We start from the raw sequence: 17,591 nt of genomic DNA, 5'->3' as shown, positions 1-17,591 counted from the left end.
TCGCGTGGCAACGTCAGGCGCTTTCGGCCCAGGCGCGGATGAGATGGTGGGCGATCGCGCCGGGCGGCGGTGTGAACAGCGTCGGGTGCGTCCTGCCGAGCATCGTCAGCACCTCGGCGCGCTCGAACCAGCGGCAGTCCTCCAGTTCGGCGAGGTCGGCTTCGATGTCCTCGTTCAGCGCCTCGCCGAAGCAGCCGATCATCAGCGAATAGGGGAACGGCCAGGGCTGGCTGGCGTGGTAGACGACGCGGCCGAGCCTGATGCCCGACTCCTCCAGCGTTTCGCGCCGGACTGCGTTCTCGATCGTCTCGCCGGGCTCGATGAAGCCGGCAAGCGCCGAATACATGCCGGGAGCGAAATGCCTGCCGCGTCCAAGGATGCATCGGTCGCGCGACACCGCCAGCATGATGGCGACGGGGTCGGTGCGCGGAAAATGTTCCGTGCCGCAGGCGGTGCAGAGGCGCTTGTAACCGCCTGCCCGCATCTGCGTCGGCTGGCCGCATTTGCCGCAGAAGCGGTGGTTGGCATGCCACGCAAGCAGGCTCGCTCCCTGCGCGAGCGCGCCGAGCGCTTCGGGATCAAGCAGGCCCTGCATATAGACGGAGCGGTAGTCGACAGCCTTGATCGCCTCGGGCAGCGCTTCGGCCTCGGTGGCGGCCGGCATGGCGACGACAGGGCCCTCCGGCGCGGTGCCGAGCAGAACCGCATTGGCAAGGTCCACGCCGAGTTCGCGCATGTCGGAAAGCCCGAAATAGCCCGCGGCGCTGCCATCGCCGTTGAACCTGAGCAGGATGCGCCCGCCGCCCATCAGGAGGAGCCGCGTCGCCGGATCGGCGAGCGCCTTCTCGACGGAATCGTCGGTCCGGTCCTCCGACTGCCGGTCGATGATATTGCCGGCGAAGCCGACGAACTGGCTCGGCTCGGCTAGCGGCGCGTCGAAAAGGCGAAATGGCATGGAGGACTCAAGGGGTGGAGGATAGGACCAGGCGCTTATAGCGCCGCCTTTATCTTTTCGGCAAACTGGCGAAGCTCCGCGCCCTGGTAGGGCTCGCGCATGCCATGGCCCCAGACCGGTCCTGGCCAGCCGGGGTCACCCACGCTGCGGGCGACGACATGGACGTGGAGCTGGCGCACGATGTTGCCGAGCGCGCCGGTGTTGATCTTGGTGCACGCGGTCACGTTTTTCAGCGCCTGCGCAACCATGTTGGTCTCGAAGGTGAGCATGGCCTGGTCAAGCGGCGTCAGATCGTGGACCTCCTCGATGCCCGGACGTTGCGGCACGAGCACAAGCCAGGGCCAGCGGCGGTCTTTCATGATCCGCAGTTCGCAGAGACCAAGCCACATCAACTGGTTGCTGTCGCCTTCCAGCCTGGCATCCAGCGAAAATCCGGCCTTGACGCCCGGCATCATGGCGTTTCCCTCGACTTTTTACGAAGGCTAGAGCGGCGGGCAGCGCCCTGCAAGCGAATCATTGGCTTGGCAGCGGCCGCGATCGACCTTGCTCTTGCAATCGGCGGCCGAATTGCCGATATGAAAAGCGGGAGGTTGGTGGTGGACGAGCCACTCGCCAACCGGGTCAGGTCCGGAAGGAAGCAGCCCTAACGAGCACGGAACGGGTCATTGTTCCAGCCTCCCGCCTTCCCGCTGTCCGCCAGCCGATTGCCGCGTCATTGACGCAGCGACGCCGCGCGGGCGAAACTTGCGAATGGGAATCGGTTCGCTAGGACCGGCCCGCCTAATTCGGTCTGCCAGCGGAGTATCATAAGGCGAGATGAGCGACGCCGGAAGCGACATGCAGGGCAAGGCCGCCGGCGGCTACCGGGTGCTTGCGCGCAAATACCGGCCGGCTGATTTTTCCGCCCTGATCGGCCAGGAGCCGATGGTGCGTACGCTCACCAACGCGTTTTCCACCGGCCGCATCGCGCAGGCCTGGATGCTGACTGGCGTGCGCGGCGTCGGCAAGACCACGACCGCCCGCATTCTTGCCCGGGCGCTGAACTACAGGACCGACACGGTAAATCAGCCCTCTGTCGACCTGACCATACTGGGCGAGCATTGCAAGGCGATCATGGAGGGCCGCCACGTCGATGTCATCGAGATGGACGCAGCGTCCCACACCGGCATCGACGATATCCGGGAGATCATCGAGCAGGTGCGCTACGCGCCGGTGTCGGCCCGCTACAAGGTCTACATCATTGACGAGGTGCACATGCTCTCCACGCAGGCCTTCAACGGCCTGCTGAAGACGCTGGAGGAGCCGCCTCCGCACGTGAAGTTCATCTTCGCCACGACGGAGATACGCAAGGTTCCTATCACGGTGCTGTCGCGCTGCCAGCGCTTCGACCTGAGACGCGTCGACGCCGGCATGCTGACCGAACATCTCAACAAGATCGCCGGGCTGGAGGACATTTCGGTCGACGACGAAGCCGTCGCCATGATCGCGCGCGCCGCCGAAGGATCCGTCCGCGACGCGCTGTCGATCTTCGACCAGGCGATCGCGCATGGCGCGGGCGCCGTCACCGCCGAGCAGGTGCGCTCGATGCTCGGGCTTGCCGACCGCGCGCGGATCGTCGATCTGTTCGAGCACCTCATGAAGGGCGATGCGGCGGCGGCGCTGACCGAGTTCCGCGCGCAATATGATGTCGGCGCCGATCCGGCGGCGGTGCTGACCGACCTTGCCGAGTTCAACCACCTGGTGACTCGGCTGCGCTTCGTGCCTTCGGCCGCCGGCGACGCATCTCTTTCGGAGGACGAGCGCCGGCGCGGCGTTGAGTTCGCCAAGGCGCTCTCGGTGCGGGTGCTGTCGCGGACCTGGCAGATGCTGATCAAGGGCATCCCCGAGGTGCAGTCTTCCAATCGCCCGGCGAGCGCCGCCGAGATGGTTCTGATCAGGATCGCGCACGCCGCCGACCTGCCGACGCTCGACGAGGCGCTGAAGTCGCTCGACGACGGGCCGCAGTCGACGGGTTCTCCACCAGCACGATCCTCGTCGCCAACTGCTGCCGGGCCTGGCAACGGTGGAGCCAGCGCGATTGCCTCGGGCCGCATGCCGGTGACATCCGGCGGCGGCCAGACGATGCGGTTGGTTGAAACCCAATCCGCACCTGCCGAAATGGTCGCGCCTCCGCAGCCCGTTGCGGAAGCTGCACCTGCGGTGCCGGTGAAGTCGCTGGCAGATATCGCGGCCCTTGCCGATGCAAATCGCGACATGCTTTTCAAGACGCAGTTCAAAAGCTGCATAAGGCTGGTTCGGATCGACCCGGGCCGTCTGGACGTCAGCCTTACCGCTGACGCGCCGAAAAGCCTGGTCACCGATCTTAGCGCGCGCCTCGAAAAATGGACCGGCCGGCGCTGGATGGTGTCGGTTTCGCGCGACGAAGGCGGACAGACGCTCGCCGAGGCAGAGGCTGCCAAGAAAAACGACGCCATCCTCGACGCCAGGAACGATCCTGCCGTGGCTGCAATCCTTGCACGCTTTCCAGGCGCAAAGATCATCGACGTACGTATTCCCAACGCGCCGGAAGCGGAAGCCGGCGATGCCGACCTGCCGCCCGAGCCGGCAGCGGATGACGACGAAACCGATTTCTGACGGAGGCAAGTGATGAAGGACCTTCTCGGCCTGATGGGCAAGGCGAAGGAAATGCAGGCCAAGTTCCAGGCCATGCAGGAGGAAATCGCCGGGATCGAGGCGACCGGCCAGGCCGGCGGCGGTCTGGTCGGCGTGACGCTGACCGGCAAGTTCGAGATGAAGTCGATCAAGATCGACCCGTCGCTGTTCAAGGAGGAAGAGGTCGAGATCCTGGAGGATCTGCTGCTTGCCGCCCACAACGACGCCAAGGCCAAGATCGAGGCGATCATGCAGGAAAAGACTCGTGACCTGACCGCCGGCCTGCCGATCCCGCCCGGCATGAAACTGCCGTTTTGAAGGGAGTAGGGAATAGTGAGTAGGGAATAACAGCGAAAAGGCGTGCGGAATTCTTCTCCTACTCCCTATTCCCAACTGCCTACGGCCTATATTTACACCATGTCCTCCAAACGAATCGCCGGCCCCGAGATCGAGCGCCTGATCCAGCTTCTGGCCAAGGTGCCGGGGCTCGGGCCGCGCTCGGCGCGGCGCGCGGCGTTGCATCTCATCAAGAAGAAGGAGCAGCTGCTTTCGCCACTCGCCGACGCGATGAGCGAGGCGGTCGACAAGGTGCGCATCTGCTCGGTCTGCGGCAATGTCGATACGGCCGACCCCTGCATGATCTGCACCGACGCCCGCCGCGATCCGGCGATGATCATCGTGGTCGAGGATGTCGCCGACCTCTGGGCGCTGGAGCGCGCCGGCTCGATGAATGCGCGTTTCCATGTGCTTGGCGGCACGCTGTCGCCGCTCGACGGCATCGGCCCGGAGCAGTTGAACATCAGGACGCTGGTCGACAGGATAGCGGAGGGCGAGGTGAAGGAGGTCATCCTCGCGGTCAACGCCACGGTCGAGGGCCAGACCACGGCGCACTACCTGACCGACCAGCTTGCCGGCTTCGGCGTGAAGGTGACGCGGCTGGCGCATGGCGTGCCGGTGGGCGGTGAACTCGACTATCTCGACGAGGGCACGTTGTCGGCGGCGCTGAAATCGCGGACAGCGTTTTGACATGGTTGTCATTGAGAAGAGCGGGATGACCAGCTCTCTACGGTGCCCCCGTACCATTATTGCGGCTGTGGCGGCGTTGATATTGACGCTCATAGGCTCAACCTTCCCCGCCTTCGCGGCAAGGATCGATGACCAGTTCCGCGCCTGGCTCGAGCAAGATCTTTGGCCGGAGGCGCAGGCGAGCGGCGTGTCGAAGCCGACCTTCGACGCGGCGTTTGCCGGCGTGAAGCCGAACCTCGATCTTCCCGATCTGGTCATGCCCGGTGAAAAGCCGAAGACGCCGAAGAAGCAGCTTCAGGCCGAGTTCGGCTCGCCCGGCAATTATTTCGCCGAGAAGACGATCGGTGCGGTGAGTTCGGGAGGCCGTGCCCGTGCCGGCAAACATGGAAAGACGCTTGCCGCGATAGAGAAACGCTACGGCGTGCCCGGTGGCGTCGTTCTGGCGATCTGGGGCCGCGAATCGGGTTTCGGTGCGGCGAAGATCCCGCACGACGCCTTCGAGGTGCTGGGCACCAAGGCGTTTCTCGCGACCCGCAAGGACATGTTCCGGACCGAGGTGCTCGCGGCCCTGGTCATGCTGGAACGGGGTCTGGTGACACGCAAGGCGATGAAATCGTCATGGGCCGGCGCGCTCGGCCAGCCGCAATTCCTGCCGACCTCGTTCCTCAAGCATGCCGTCGATTTCGACGGCGACGGCGTGATCGATATCTGGAGTTCGACGCCGGACACGCTGGCTTCGATCGCCAATTACCTCGTCGACTATGGCTGGGTGAAGGGCCGCGACTGGGGTTTTGAGGTGACCGTTCCCGACAGCGTGTCCTGCGCGCTGGAAGGGCCGGACCGGGGCAAGAAGATCGCCGAATGGGCGGCACTCGGCATAGAGAGGGTCAGCGGCAAGCCGTTCCCGAAAAGCGAGCTGAAGGCCGAGGGTTTCCTGCTGATGCCGGCAGGACGCAGCGGACCGGCCTTCGTCGTCACGCCGAATTTCTACGTGCTCAAGGAATATAATGAGAGCGATCTCTATGCGCTCTTCATCGGCCACGGCGCCGACCGCATCGCCGGTGGCGACGGGCGTTTCGCCGGAACGTGGGGCAAGGTCGGCGGTCTCTACCGCTCCGACATCGCCGCCATGCAGCGCGGACTGGAAAAGGTCGGCTACGACGTTGGCGGCGCCGACGGCCTGCCGGGCTTCAAGACGCGCCGCTCGATCGGCGATTGGCAGGCCAAGAACGGCCAGACGCCGACCTGCTTCCCGGATGCGGGCATCGTCAAAGCCCTCCGCTAACCGTCGAGGATGCAAATGGGGGAGCGGGCTTTCAGGCTGCGCAAAGATCTCGACCGGCCAATCCCGCCACCCGCGTGGCGGCCCGGCTTCTCCTGCCGCACTCTCCGGCCGGACGACGCCCGCGCCGTCCATGAGGTGATGGACAAGGCCTATACCGACGGCCGGGGCGTGCCGGACTTCGATCACTGGTGGACGAGATTCTCCAGCGATACCGAATTCGACGCCTCGCTCTGCTTCCTGGTCGTTCGCGAAGAGAAGCTGGTCGCTGTCGCGTTGTGCTGGACCAGCGCATTTCTGAAGGACCTTGCGGTTCACCCTGACGTCCGAAGGATTGGTCTCGGCGATAACCTGCTGCGACAGGTGTTCGTCGCCTTCACCGATCGCCATGCCCCGGCGGTCGACCTCAAAGTGGAGGCTGGCAACAAGCCTGCCGTTGCACTCTATGAACGGGCGGGCATGTATCGCGTGCCTTGGGATGGATGACTGAGGCAAGGCGTCTCCTGTGTCTCAGGACATAGTCGACCGTCGCCACGCCCTGCATGCGTCGCCGGCGTTTTCCCCCTGCCGCTCCTAAGCGTTGAACGAAATCAATGGGTTGGCCAACCGGGCTTTCCACGCGTGAAGCCGTCTCAACCTCTCCGCTAAGGGTTAGCGTGGCAAGACTCAGGCCGCTTGGGAAAGTTCGCGATGCGCCTCGGCCAGGATTTCGAACGACCTGAGCCGCGCCTTGTGGTCGAATATCTGCGCCGTGACCATTAACTCGTCCGCGCCGGTGCGGCGCACGAACTCGTCGAGACCGCTCCTGACGGTCGCCGGCGAGCCGACGATGGCGCAGGAAAGCGCTCCGGCGAGCATGCCCTTTGCCATCGGATCGAGCGTCGCCTCGAAATTCTCCACCGGAGGCGGCAGCTTGCCCGGCCGCCCGGTGCGCAAATTGACGAAAGCCTGCTGCAGGGAACTGAACAGCAGCCGTGCCTCGCCATCGGTGTCGGCGGCGAAGACATTGAGGCCAAGCATCAATTTGGGGGCAGCCAGCCGGTCCGAGGGCTGGAAGCGCGAGCGGTAGATGTCGATCGCATGTTCCATCTCGGCCGGCGCGAAATGCGAGGCGAAGGCATAGGGAAGGCCGAGCATGGCGGCGAGCTGCGCGCCGTAGGTCGAGGATCCCAGGACCCAGACCTCGACATCCTCGCCTTCGCCGGGCACGGCGCGCACGCGCTGGCCGGGCTCGGCGGGCTGGAAATAATTCATCAGTTCGACCACGTCCTGCGGGAAATTGTCGGCGCCGGCTTCGAGATTGCGGCGGAGCGCCCGTGCCGTCAGCATATCGGTGCCGGGCGCGCGCCCGAGCCCGAGGTCGATGCGGCCGGGATGGAGCGCGGCCAGCGTGCCGAACTGCTCTGCGATGACGAGCGGTGCGTGGTTGGGCAGCATGATACCGCCGGCGCCCACCCTGATGGTCGACGTGCCCGCCGCGACATGGCCGATGACGACGGAGGTCGCCGCACTCGCGATGCCCGGCATGTTGTGATGCTCGGCGAGCCAGTAGCGATGATACCCGAGGCGCTCGACATGACGGGCGAGATCGAGCGTGTTTCTCAGCGACTGGCCGGCGGTGCTGCCTTCGGGTACGGGAGAGAGATCGAGGACGGAAAGCACGGCCATGGCAATTTTATCCGAGGTTCAGCCCGGGATATAAGGACTGCCTGGCCTTGCCGCAAATGCCGAAGGGATCGCCATGCCTGGCGGGCGCGGCCCGCATCGTTCCTCGTCAATGCTCGGATGCGCGCTCTTCGGGCTCGTCGGCTGTCTGCTGCGCCGAAAGGAAGTTGCCGACATGCCGCCAGCTCTCGAAATGGTCGCAGAACACCTTGATGACGACGAGCAACGGAACTGCGATCAGCGCGCCGACGAACCCCCAGAGCCACGACCAGAACGCCACGGCGATGAAGATGGCGACGGCGTTTATCTCCAGCCGCCTGCCCACGACCAGCGGCGTGACGATCTGTCCCTCGATCACGTTGCACAATATGACAAAGGCGGGCGCCGCGAGGGCGTAGGACAGGCTGTCGAAGGTGATGATCGAGATGATGGCGACGAGCAGGATGGTCAGCAGCGCGCCGACATAGGGCAGGAAATTGAGCAGCGCCGCCGCAACGCCCCACACCAGAGGAGTGGGCATGCCTATGGCCCAAAGGCCCAGGCCGATGGCGACGCCAAGTCCGCCATTGATCAATGCGACTGTCAGAAGGTAGCGGGAAATTTCACGCTCGACATCGTACACCAACCTCAGGGCGCGCTTCTTTTCACTCATCCGGGCGAATGACTGGATGATCTTCTCATAGAACATGTTGCCGGACGCCATGAGGAACAGCGAAAGCACGAAGGTGATGGCGATCGTCGTGGAGGCCGACAGGAGGTTGCCGGCGGCCTGCGAGACGATGCCCGGCTGCGCCATGACGACCTTCTGGACGCCGGGCTCCTGAGTGGTGTCGGCAACCTGCTCGACCTGCCTGGAGATCTGCAGCACCCGTTCGAACGGATGGCGCAGCTCCGCCAGCCTTTCGGAAAGCCGCCGCCCGATGGCGGGCGCATCGTTCACAAGCCCCATCACCGGGCCGCTGATGAAGTAAGCGGTGCCGCCGATGCCGGCAACCGCAACCAGGATGAGCAGGGTGGCGGAAACGGGCTCGGAGATTCCGCGCTTGCGCAGGAACCGGACGATCGGCGTCATCATCAAGGCGAGCAGGAAAGCCAGGATGACAGGCATGAAGAATTCGCGCCCGAAATAGAGCGCATAGACCATCATCAGCAGGAAAATCCCGATGAGCAGCGAGCGCATGAGCCGTGTGTCAGATCGACGCGTGTCAGCCGCTTCCGGCGCTGTCACGCCGGTATCAGCGGTCTCGGTTGCCATGACGGTCCCCCCATAAATCAGCCGGCCACCATCTATACAGTGCACAAGAGGCTTGCGCGCAGAAACGCGGCAGCTTGGCCAAAGTTCCAGAAACCCGGCGCTTAGTCGGCTTTCACGGGACTCGTATCCTAAACACGCCGCTTCGGATCGAGCCGGAGCATGTCGGCGGCGCGTTCTTTGCGGCAAACCGCGGATTTTCATGGGAGTGATGCTGGAATGCCGCTTGAACTCTCGCCCGTCTTGCGTATTTAAGCTGCGCTGGCAGACTTCAAGGACTGAATTTGATCATGTATCGGGAAAAGGACATCTTCGAACGCCGCAATGCGGCGAACGAAGCCAAGAAAGCATTGCTTGACCGGTTCAAGGCGCGGCCCGCGGAAGACGATCCCGCGGTGCTCGCAAGGAAGGCGGAGCGGCAGGCCATCATCGAGGCGCGTGAGAAGCGCGAGGCCGAGAGGGAAAAGCTGCGCCAGGAAAGACTGGCGCGCGAAGCCGTGGAGCGTGCGGAACGCGAGGCAGCGGAGGAGGCGGCGCGTCTCGCCGCCGAGGAGGCTGCTCAAGCGGAAGCAAGAGCCCGGGAAGCGGAAGAGAACGAACGCATCGCCCGGGTACTTGCCGACGAGGCCGAACGCAAGGCCAAGCGCGATGCGCGTTACGCGGCGCGCAAAGCCAGGTCCGGCAGACACTGAGAAGCAGTGCTCCGCGTGGACGCACAAAAGGCGATCCAAGCATCCGACCCTGACGCCGGGACCGATGAAGCGGCCCCGGCCTTGGACATGTTCAATGACCCCGCCTGGCGCGAGGCGACGACGCGCATGCGCCTTTCGGCGGCGCCGGAAAGAATCCACTACAATCCTCCGGCTGCCCGCCCGAGATCGGACGCGTGCCTACTTCTCCTTTTGCCGCAGGGCGGCAACCGGAGCCGGTTTCAGCGCCGGAGCCGCTACCGGCTTCTTTGCGTCCTTCTTCGGTTTGCGGACTTCCTTCTTCGCTTTCATGCTGCCTTTGGCCATGATTCGCTCCTCGTTGACGGGAACGCAGTGAAACAAGACTCTGCCCCAACGGCAAGAGTCCCTTTGCACCTCACGCTCGCCTGAATCTTCTGCTGTTCTCGGGGCCGCGGCGGATATGCCGCGGACGCGGATATAGGAGAGTACGATGAAGATCGACGGCGGCTGTCACTGCGGCGCGATCGCCTATGAGGCCGAGATCGACCCGGATATGGTCAGCATCTGCCATTGTACGGATTGCCAGACGCTTTCGGGGACGGCGTTCCGCGTGGTGATCTTCGCCTCGGAGGAAAATTTTCGTCTGACCCGCGGCACGCCGAAGGCTTACGTGAAGACGGCCGAAAGCGGCAACAGACGCGTCCAGGCCTTCTGCGCCGAATGCGGCTCGCCGATCTACGCAACCTCGGCCGACGATGGTCCCAAATCCTATGGCATTAGGGTCGGCACGGCACGCCAGCGCGCCGATCTAAAGCCCAGACGGCAGATCTGGCATCGCTCCGCCGCGCCGTGGCTTCCCGGCATCGAGGGGCTTGCGACCAAGGAAATGGGCTAAAGGGCCGGGCTCGGTCTGGCTGGTCGGACCGGCTAGGCGCCCTCGTCGACGACGCGCAGCCGGAGCTGCCCGCTCTTCGTCCCGACCGATGCGCTTTCATTCGCCGCCGGCAGCGCGCGCGAAATGTCGGCCTCGTCGACAGCATCTGCGCCGAGCTCAACGTCCTTGATCCTCTGACCTCGCTTGGTCACCTTTTCAGTCGACGTGACGATTTGCTCGATATCGCGGCTTGTGAGGGCAAAATGCGTTTGCAGCTTGCGCACGCGTTCATCCAGCCGCGAAAGATCATCCATCAGCCGTGAGACCTCGCCCTGGATCAGATGCGCCTGCTCGCGCATCCGGGCGTCCTTGAGAATCGATTGCACGACCTGGATCGACAGCATCAGCAGCGAGGGCGACACGATGACCACGCGCGCACGGTGAGCCCTCTGGACGACCGCTTCGAAATTCTCGTGAATCTCGGCGAAGATCGATTCCGACGGCACGAACATGAACGCCGTTTCCTGGGTCTCGCCCGAGATCAGGTATTTATCCGCTATCGCCTTGATGTGGTACTCGACGTCGCGGCGGAAGGCCTGCGCAGCGTACTTGGGTGCATCGCCCGCATTTTCGGCCTCGGCCGCGGCGCGGATGGCGTTCCAGGCTTCGAGTGGAAACTTGGCGTCGATGACCAGCGACGGCGTGCCGTTGGGCATCTTGACGAGGCAGTCCGGCCGGCTTCCGTTCGACAGAGTCGCCTGGAACTCGTATGCCCCCTGCGGCAGGCCGTCGGCGACGATCGCCTCCATGCGCGACTGGCCGAAGGCGCCGCGCGTCTGCTTGTTGGAGAGGATCGCCTGGAGCTGCACCACCTGGCCGGCAAGCGACTGGATGTTGTTCTGCGCGCTGTCGATCACCGCGAGCCGCTCCTGCAGCTTGGCCAGCGAATCATGCGTCGACTTGGTCTGCTCGGTGATGGTCAGGCCGATGCGCCCGGTCATGGCGTCGAGCCGCTGGCCGAGCGACTGGTTGAGTTCGGCCTGCCGCGCGCCGAATACCTCCGCCACGGCGCCGAGCCGGCCCTGCATCTCGGCCTGCGCCTGGGCGAGCGCCATCATCTGGGTCTCGGCCTGCCGCGCGCGTTCGACGGCTTCCGCGGCGGCCGCGGCGCGCGCACGCCCGGAGCGCCAGAGCGAAACAACCAGGCCGACGAAGAGGGTCGCGAAAAGAAAGGCGGCGAAAGCCAGCGCCTGCCCAAGCGTGATCGTGGTCGCCCCCAGCTTGGCGATTGGCTCCGAAAGCATGGCGGTAAGCTGATCCATCCGCCAAGCATAACCGATTCGGCGGGTCCGGCTAGATCAAAACAAGAACAAACGACGATGTTGACGCTTCTATTTCGAGGTCTTAGGTGAGGCGCATGCCGATCAAGCCGCTTGTCATCCTTCCCGATCCCGTCCTGCGCCTGGTTTCCAAGCCGGTGGAATGCGTCGACGCGCCGCTGCTGAAGCTTGCCGACGACATGCTCGAAACCATGTATGACGCGCCGGGGATAGGGCTGGCCGCGATCCAGGTCGGCGAACCGCTGCGCATGCTGGTCATCGACCTCGCCAAGGAAGGCGAGCCGCCGGCGCCGCAGGTCTTCATCAATCCGGAGATCCTTGCAAGCAGCGACGATCGCTCCGTCTACGAGGAAGGCTGCCTGTCGATCCCGGACTATTACGCCGAGGTCGAACGCCCGGCCAAGGTTCGCCTGCGCCACCTGGACCGCGAGGGGAGAGAGCAGGAGGTCGAAGCCGAGGGCCTGCTCGCGACCTGCCTGCAGCACGAGATCGACCACCTCAACGGCGTGCTCTTCATCGACCATATCTCGAAGCTGAAGCGCGACATGGTGGTGAAGAAGTTCAAGAAGCTCGCCAGGGACCGCCCGCCGGCGAAGATGGTAGGGTAGCGCTTCGCGCCCTCCGCATTTGGCTTGACCTGAAGCCGCAAGACCGGTTGAACGCGGGACCGAAAGGCTTGGACAGCGCTACCAGCAATGCCGCTTCGCATCATCTTCATGGGCACGCCGGAATTTTCCGTGCCGACGCTTCGCGCGATCGTGGAAGCGGGGCACGAGATCGTTGCCGTCTACACGCAGCCGCCGCGGCCGGCCGGCCGGCGGGGGCTGGAGCTGACGCCGTCGCCGGTGCAGCGCGAGGCCGAAAGGCTGGGCATCGCGGTGAGGACGCCGGTTTCGCTGAAGGGGCAGGCCGAGCAGGAGGCCTTTGCCGCCCTGAAGGCCGATGCGGCTGTCGTGGTCGCCTACGGGCTACTTTTGCCGAAACAGGTCCTCGAAGGCACGCGGCTGGGTGCCTGGAACGGACACGCCTCGCTCTTGCCGCGCTGGCGCGGTGCCGCCCCCATCCAGCGGGCGATCATGGCCGGCGACCATGAAACCGGCATGATGGTCATGAAGATGGAGGAAGGGCTCGATACCGGGCCGGTGGCGCTGGACCAGCGCGTCGTGATCGGGCCCTGCGAGACATCAGGAGAGTTGCACGACCGATTGATGACGGTTGGCGCCGGACTGATGGTTGAGGCGCTGAAGCAACTCGAAGCCGGCACGCTCGCCCTGACACCGCAGTCCGCCGAGGGCGTGATTTACGCCAAAAAGATCGATAAGGGGGACACGCGGATCGACTGGCGGCAGCCGGCGGTCGACGTGCACAATCGCATTCGCGGCCTGTCGCCCTTTCCCGGCGCATGGTGCGAGATGGCGGTTGGCGGCAAGGCCGAGCGGCTGAAGCTCCTGCGCTCGATGCCGGCGGAAGGCATTGGCGAGCCGGGCGAGCTTGTTGACGAGCACCTGACGGTCGCCTGCGCGGACGGCGCTGTGCGGCTGACCCAATTGCAGCGCGCCGGTGGCAGACCGGTGACGGCGGAGGAGTTCCTCCGCGGCTTGAGAATGGAAAAAGGAACGAGGTTCTCATGAGCATGATGTCGATCAGGACTGCCACGGCGAGGGATCGCGAAGCGATCCGCCTCGTCGAGGAGCATGCATTCGGCCAGAAGGCGGAGGCCGGGCTTGTCGACGCCTTGGTGGAGAGCGGCGACACGGTGCTCGAACTGGTCGCCGAGGAGGAAGGCCAGGTCGTCGGCCACATCCTGTTCTCGCGGCTCTATGTCGACCATGGCAACAGGCGGTTTCCGGCCGTGGCGCTGGCTCCCCTGGCGGTGGAGCCGTCCTTCCACGGCAGCGGCATAGGCGGAGCGCTGATCCGCGAGGCGCATGTCCGGCTGAAGCAGGCCGGCGAGAAGCTGTCTCTGGTTCTGGGCGAGCCGGCCTATTACGGCCGCTTCGGCTATGCGCATGAGCGCGCGGGCGGCTTCGACAGCGACTATCAGTGCGAGGCGCTGCAGGCGGTGGCCTGGGGCGAAGCTCCGGCAAGCGGCAAGCTGGTCTACGCGCCGGCTTTCAGCTCGGAATTGGCCGCTTAGAGCCGGCCTCGGGCGTGCCGCGCTACCGCCTCGATATCGAATATGACGGGACGCCCTATTCCGGCTGGCAGCGGCAGGCCGGACAGCATTCGGTGCAGGCGGCGCTCGAAAACGCGGTGCGCGGCTTCTGCGGCGAAACCGTCTCGATGCGCGGCGCCGGCCGAACCGACGCCGGGGTGCACGCCGCCGGGCAGGTTGCGCATCTCGACCTGACGAAGGACTGGCCCGGCGATACGGTGCGCGACGCGATCAACGCGCATCTGAAGCTCGCCGGCGAGGCGGTCTCGGTGATCCGGGCGACGCGAACCGCCGATGAGTTCGACGCGCGCTTTTCGGCCACCGCCCGCCACTATCTCTTCCGCATCCTCAACCGGCGCGCGCCGCCGGCGCTGGAGAAGGACCGGGCATGGTGGGTGCCGGCCCCGCTCGATGCGGACGCGATGCACGAGGCGGCGCGGGAGCTGGTCGGACGGCACGATTTCACCACCTTCCGTTCTATCCATTGCCAGGCAAAGAGCCCGCTGAGGACGCTCGACCGGCTCGACGTGAAACGCTCCGGCGATCTCATCGAGGTGACCGCATCGGCGCGATCCTTCCTGCACAACCAGGTGCGTTCGATGGTCGGCACGCTGAAACGCGTCGGCGAGGGTGCGTGGAGCGCAGCCGACGTCAAGGCCGCGCTGGAGGCGAAGGACCGCGCCGCCTGCGCAGCGGTGGCGCCGCCCGAAGGGCTCTACCTGATGAAGGTGGACTACCCTCCAACCTAGGCAGCCTGGCCCAGGCCGAGGGCCGCCATCAGAAGCGCCTGAACCAGGAGGGACAGGACGAACATAGCGGCGATGACGGCGGTGGTGATGGCCGCTCCCTTCGCAACCGCCACGTTGGTGACGCGCCAGGAGACGAACAGATTGAGCGCCAGCAGCATAAGAGAAAGCGAAACCCTCGACTCGGGGCCGAACGACCAGATCAGCCCGGCGAGAGGCACGGGCACGGTCAGCCAGATGAACAGCGCCGACGCCCAATTGCTCGCCACGACGAGATGAACGAAACGGTCGGCCAGCCCGACTCTTGAAGCGACTGCGGCGAGTACCACGATCGGCAGCAGCCAGACCGCGAGATCGATCGCCGCGAAACGGACGGCAATCGAAAATCTGCTGCCGACGTCGGCGGAAACCATGCTGAATTCACTCGCCACGGCGACCCAGCCGACCATCAATGCCGGCAGCGCGACCACCATGGCGAAGAAGGAATTCCAGAAGCCGTCGACGGTGAGGTCGAGCAGGCGCAGCCCGTCGGCCTTGCCCATCATCATGCGCCAGGCGCCGGTCAGATATTGCTGGATGTCGTCGGAGGAAGGCATCGGCCCTACCCGAACCAGTCCTCGAGAAAACGGCTGTAGATATCGGTCAGCGTCTCGAGATCGGCAAGCGCGACGCGCTCGTCGACCATGTGCATGGTCTTGCCGACAAGCCCGAATTCGACCACCGGACAATAGTCCTTGATGAAGCGCGCATCGGAGGTGCCGCCGGACGTGGAGAGTTCCGGCGTCTTGCCGGTCACGCTGCGGATGGACGCGCTCAGCGCCGCCACGAGCTTTTCATCCCGCGTGAGAAACACTTCGCTCACCCGGCCACGCCAGACGAGGTCGAAGGCGATCGGCTCCTCGCGCCCGGCGCGGTATTTCTTGCGGCGGCTGGCGCGGTCGAGCCGATTGTGGATCTCCGCCTGCAGCGTCTCGGCGGTCCACGTGTCGTTGAAGCGTATGTTGAAGACAGCGGTCGCCTTCGCCGGGATGACATTGACCGCCGGGTTGCCGACATCGATCGAGATGATTTCGAGATTGCTGGACTGGAACTCGGCCGTGCCGCTGTCGAGGATCGGATCGAGCAGCGCATCGGCAAGCGTCATCAGGCCGCGTATGGGATTGTCGGCAAGATGCGGATAGGCGACATGGCCCTGCCGGCCATTGACGGTGATCACCCCCGAGATCGAGCCTCGCCGGCCGGTCTTGATCATGTCGCCGAGCCGGTCGGGATTGGTCGGTTCGCCGACGATCGCCGCATCCCAGGTCTCGCCCTTCGACGCCGCCCAGTCGAGCACCTTGACCGTGCCGTTGATGGACGGGCCCTCCTCGTCGCCGGTGATCAGCAGCGAAACCGAACCCTTGAAGCCACCGTTGGCGGCAATGTGCCGGGCTGCCGCCGCAATGAAGCAGGCGATGCCACCCTTCATGTCGACGGCGCCGCGACCGTACATATGTCCGTTGTGAATGTCCGCCGCGAAGGGCGGGTGGGTCCAGGCTGCCTCATCGCCCACGGGCACGACGTCGGTATGGCCGGCAAACATCAGATGCGGCCCGTTGCCCGACAGGCGTGCGTAGAGGTTCTCGACGTCCGGGGTGCCGTCTTCGGAGAAGACCGGCCGTTCGACGGAAAAGCCGAGCGGTTTCAGCATCGTCTCAAGCGCCGAAAGCGCGCCGCCCTCGGCCGGCGTGACCGAAGGGCAGCGGATAAGCGCGGCGAGATTCGCGGCAGGATCGGTGGGCAGGGTCATGCCCGCCGGGATAGCCGAACGCCGGTTCCCTGTCACGGGCTGCCTGCCGCGTTTGGCTGGGCCAGGTGCCGCGGCGCGGCCGCGCTGCCTTCTATCATGGTGATTTTCTGCCAGATTTTGCGCGACAGGTTGGAGCCGAGTTCCTCGATGTCGTTGACCGCGCCGACAACCACCCCGTCATTGACCGACTGGGCGAACAGCGCCGCAAGCTTTCCGGTGATCGACAGCATCTCGGAACAGTAGTCGAGGTAACGGGCGAGATCCTGCCGGTTGGTGATGCGCACCGGCGAATGGGGCATAGGCGTGAAACTTTCCGACAGCGCCGCCGGGTCCTTGGTCAGCTGGTGCATGTCGATGACGTGGATCAGCGAGCGCAGCGCATGCAGGTCGGCGAAAACGCGGGTGCGCTTGATGCGCTCCTCGCTGCGCGCCAGGGCGAGGAAACCGAGCCCGGCCAGCAGGATGGTGTTGATCGACGCCTCGATGCCCTGGACGATGTCGAAGGCGCCGGTCGAGATGCGGTCGAAGGAAATGATCGTCCCGACGAACAGGAACATCGCGGCGCCGGCGAGGATCGCCAGCCCGATCAGGATGCGCACCCACCAGATCGGGGCTTCAAGCGCCCGGGCCGCGGCGGCTAGGTCCTTAGAGAGCACGGAGAGCTCGGCCGCGACGCCTCTCAGCCCGCTGTCTGGAAAGCGCTCGGCGATGCGCTGCTCGAGTTTTTGCGCGGTCGTTATGATCAGTCGCGGATCGAGGCGGCGATAGCGCCCCGTCCGTTTAGCTTCCGCCGTCTCGCGCACGACCTCAACTGGTCCCGGCAGGCGCATTGGTGCGCGGGCCGTAGCGGTTCGGGCCGTTTGTTCCCCGCGGGATGCACAAGAAGAGAAAGGCGAGAATGTCGCCGATCAGGAAGAAGATCGCAGGCCAGCCCGGGCGGTCGAAATCGTGCAGCCGTTTGGCGGCGAGCGCGATGTGGGAGACAAGGAGAACGGCGAACAGCGTGATGAATATGCCGCCCCAATAGTCGAGAGCGGCCTCGTCGTTACCGGCAAGGATCATGCGATAGACCGGGTAGAGGCGGGCGAGGTACAGCAGCATTCCGGCAAGCGCGAACGCCTGCCGGTCGACGCGCCCGGAGAAGCCGAAGAAGAGCCAGAGCAGTTGCCGCCCGTTCACGACGG

At 65.0% G+C, this 17,591-nt stretch carries 21 protein-coding genes and 1 other RNA gene; 12 read left to right on the top strand and 10 right to left on the bottom strand.

Annotated elements, in window-relative coordinates:
* Nucleotides 1–13: 13 nt before the first annotated feature.
* Both nudC and ABLE71_RS05150 read right to left on the bottom strand, forming a co-directional pair.
* The gene (gene nudC / locus ABLE71_RS05155) at nucleotides 14–955 is read right to left on the bottom strand and encodes an NAD(+) diphosphatase (RefSeq protein WP_348782282.1); all 942 of its coding nucleotides are present in this window, start codon (nucleotides 953–955) and stop codon (nucleotides 14–16) included.
* Between the two features lie 35 nt (nucleotides 956–990).
* Nucleotides 991–1,410, bottom strand: coding sequence for an HIT family protein (locus tag ABLE71_RS05150; RefSeq protein WP_348782281.1), 420 nt, complete (start codon nucleotides 1,408–1,410; stop codon nucleotides 991–993).
* 130 nt (nucleotides 1,411–1,540) lie between these two features.
* Here ABLE71_RS05150 and ffs point away from each other — a divergent pair.
* The 6 genes from ffs (at nucleotide 1,541) to ABLE71_RS05120 (ending at nucleotide 6,401) form a co-directional block, all read left to right on the top strand.
* Nucleotides 1,541–1,637, top strand: an RNA gene (gene ffs / locus ABLE71_RS05145) — signal recognition particle sRNA small type.
* A gap of 134 nt (nucleotides 1,638–1,771) precedes the next feature.
* Nucleotides 1,772–3,589 carry a DNA polymerase III subunit gamma/tau gene (locus ABLE71_RS05140; protein WP_348782280.1) on the top strand — a complete coding sequence of 606 codons (1,818 nt, stop codon included), beginning with the start codon at nucleotides 1,772–1,774 and terminating at the stop codon, nucleotides 3,587–3,589.
* Nucleotides 3,590–3,601: 12 nt separating this feature from the next.
* Entirely contained in the window at nucleotides 3,602–3,925 is a 324-nt protein-coding gene (locus ABLE71_RS05135; RefSeq protein WP_348782279.1) for a YbaB/EbfC family nucleoid-associated protein, read from the top strand.
* Nucleotides 3,926–4,024: 99 nt separating this feature from the next.
* On the top strand, nucleotides 4,025–4,633 hold the full coding sequence (gene recR, locus ABLE71_RS05130) for a recombination mediator RecR (protein WP_348782278.1): 609 nt from the start codon (nucleotides 4,025–4,027) through the stop codon (nucleotides 4,631–4,633).
* 25 nt (nucleotides 4,634–4,658) lie between these two features.
* Nucleotides 4,659–5,918, top strand: a complete 1,260-nt coding sequence (locus tag ABLE71_RS05125) for a lytic murein transglycosylase (RefSeq protein WP_348782277.1) — start codon at nucleotides 4,659–4,661, stop codon at nucleotides 5,916–5,918.
* Between the two features lie 138 nt (nucleotides 5,919–6,056).
* The gene (locus ABLE71_RS05120) at nucleotides 6,057–6,401 is read left to right on the top strand and encodes a GNAT family N-acetyltransferase (protein ID WP_348782276.1); all 345 of its coding nucleotides are present in this window, start codon (nucleotides 6,057–6,059) and stop codon (nucleotides 6,399–6,401) included.
* A 180-nt stretch (nucleotides 6,402–6,581) separates the two neighbouring features.
* On the opposite strand, the gene ABLE71_RS05115 is transcribed toward ABLE71_RS05120, so the two are convergent.
* Both ABLE71_RS05115 and ABLE71_RS05110 read right to left on the bottom strand, forming a co-directional pair.
* Complete coding sequence (locus ABLE71_RS05115; RefSeq protein ID WP_348782275.1) at nucleotides 6,582–7,583, bottom strand: LLM class flavin-dependent oxidoreductase; 1,002 nt, start codon at nucleotides 7,581–7,583, stop codon at nucleotides 6,582–6,584.
* Nucleotides 7,584–7,689: 106 nt separating this feature from the next.
* A complete protein-coding gene (locus tag ABLE71_RS05110; RefSeq protein WP_348782274.1) occupies nucleotides 7,690–8,835 on the bottom strand; it encodes an AI-2E family transporter in 1,146 nt (381 codons plus the stop codon).
* Between the two features lie 281 nt (nucleotides 8,836–9,116).
* Between ABLE71_RS05110 and ABLE71_RS05105 the strand changes: the two genes are divergently transcribed.
* Nucleotides 9,117–9,524 carry a DUF6481 family protein gene (locus tag ABLE71_RS05105; protein ID WP_348782273.1) on the top strand — a complete coding sequence of 136 codons (408 nt, stop codon included), beginning with the start codon at nucleotides 9,117–9,119 and terminating at the stop codon, nucleotides 9,522–9,524.
* 198 nt (nucleotides 9,525–9,722) lie between these two features.
* Here ABLE71_RS05105 and ABLE71_RS05100 read toward each other — a convergent pair whose 3' ends face one another.
* Nucleotides 9,723–9,848, bottom strand: coding sequence for a hypothetical protein (locus tag ABLE71_RS05100; RefSeq protein ID WP_348782272.1), 126 nt, complete (start codon nucleotides 9,846–9,848; stop codon nucleotides 9,723–9,725).
* A gap of 145 nt (nucleotides 9,849–9,993) precedes the next feature.
* On the opposite strand from ABLE71_RS05100, the gene ABLE71_RS05095 reads away from it, so the two are divergent.
* A complete protein-coding gene (locus ABLE71_RS05095; RefSeq protein ID WP_348782271.1) occupies nucleotides 9,994–10,398 on the top strand; it encodes a GFA family protein in 405 nt (134 codons plus the stop codon).
* Between the two features lie 32 nt (nucleotides 10,399–10,430).
* Here ABLE71_RS05095 and rmuC read toward each other — a convergent pair whose 3' ends face one another.
* A complete protein-coding gene (gene rmuC, locus ABLE71_RS05090) occupies nucleotides 10,431–11,699 on the bottom strand; it encodes a DNA recombination protein RmuC (RefSeq protein ID WP_348782270.1) in 1,269 nt (422 codons plus the stop codon).
* Between the two features lie 95 nt (nucleotides 11,700–11,794).
* On the opposite strand from rmuC, the gene def reads away from it, so the two are divergent.
* The 4 genes from def to truA all read left to right on the top strand — a co-directional run bounded on the left by def (nucleotide 11,795) and on the right by truA (nucleotide 14,621).
* A complete protein-coding gene (def, locus tag ABLE71_RS05085; protein ID WP_348782269.1) occupies nucleotides 11,795–12,325 on the top strand; it encodes a peptide deformylase in 531 nt (176 codons plus the stop codon).
* A gap of 87 nt (nucleotides 12,326–12,412) precedes the next feature.
* The gene (gene fmt, locus ABLE71_RS05080; RefSeq protein ID WP_348782268.1) at nucleotides 12,413–13,348 is read left to right on the top strand and encodes a methionyl-tRNA formyltransferase; all 936 of its coding nucleotides are present in this window, start codon (nucleotides 12,413–12,415) and stop codon (nucleotides 13,346–13,348) included.
* Nucleotides 13,345–13,854 (top strand): N-acetyltransferase, encoded by a 510-nt coding sequence (locus tag ABLE71_RS05075; protein WP_348782267.1) that lies wholly within the window; start codon nucleotides 13,345–13,347, stop codon nucleotides 13,852–13,854. The genes fmt and ABLE71_RS05075 overlap by 4 nt, the downstream gene beginning before the upstream one ends.
* Nucleotides 13,855–13,868: 14 nt before the next feature.
* A complete protein-coding gene (gene truA / locus ABLE71_RS05070; RefSeq protein WP_348782266.1) occupies nucleotides 13,869–14,621 on the top strand; it encodes a tRNA pseudouridine(38-40) synthase TruA in 753 nt (250 codons plus the stop codon).
* Here truA and ABLE71_RS05065 read toward each other — a convergent pair.
* Genes ABLE71_RS05065 through ABLE71_RS05050 form a run of 4 tightly spaced genes read right to left on the bottom strand, consistent with a single transcriptional unit; the run spans nucleotide 14,618 to nucleotide 17,586 of the window.
* Nucleotides 14,618–15,214 carry a transporter gene (locus ABLE71_RS05065; RefSeq protein ID WP_348782265.1) on the bottom strand — a complete coding sequence of 199 codons (597 nt, stop codon included), beginning with the start codon at nucleotides 15,212–15,214 and terminating at the stop codon, nucleotides 14,618–14,620. The two genes, truA and ABLE71_RS05065, sit on opposite strands and share 4 nt — an antisense overlap.
* Before the next feature lie 5 nt (nucleotides 15,215–15,219).
* Nucleotides 15,220–16,407: a succinyl-diaminopimelate desuccinylase gene (dapE, locus tag ABLE71_RS05060; protein WP_348782264.1), complete on the bottom strand. Its 1,188-nt coding sequence runs from the start codon at nucleotides 16,405–16,407 to the stop codon at nucleotides 15,220–15,222.
* 32 nt (nucleotides 16,408–16,439) lie between these two features.
* Nucleotides 16,440–17,237, bottom strand: coding sequence for a hypothetical protein (locus ABLE71_RS05055; RefSeq protein ID WP_348782263.1), 798 nt, complete (start codon nucleotides 17,235–17,237; stop codon nucleotides 16,440–16,442).
* Complete coding sequence (locus ABLE71_RS05050) at nucleotides 17,215–17,586, bottom strand: DUF805 domain-containing protein (RefSeq protein ID WP_348782262.1); 372 nt, start codon at nucleotides 17,584–17,586, stop codon at nucleotides 17,215–17,217. Before ABLE71_RS05050 ends, ABLE71_RS05055 begins: the two co-directional genes overlap by 23 nt.
* Between the last annotated feature and the right edge of the window lie 5 nt (nucleotides 17,587–17,591).

Origin of the sequence: Mesorhizobium sp. KR9-304 (assembly GCF_040049215.1) — a bacterium.
Lineage (GTDB): Bacteria > Pseudomonadota > Alphaproteobacteria > Rhizobiales > Rhizobiaceae > Mesorhizobium_K.
The sequence above is the reverse complement of the archived record's forward strand: the minus strand, read 5'-3'. Positions and strand labels throughout refer to the sequence as shown.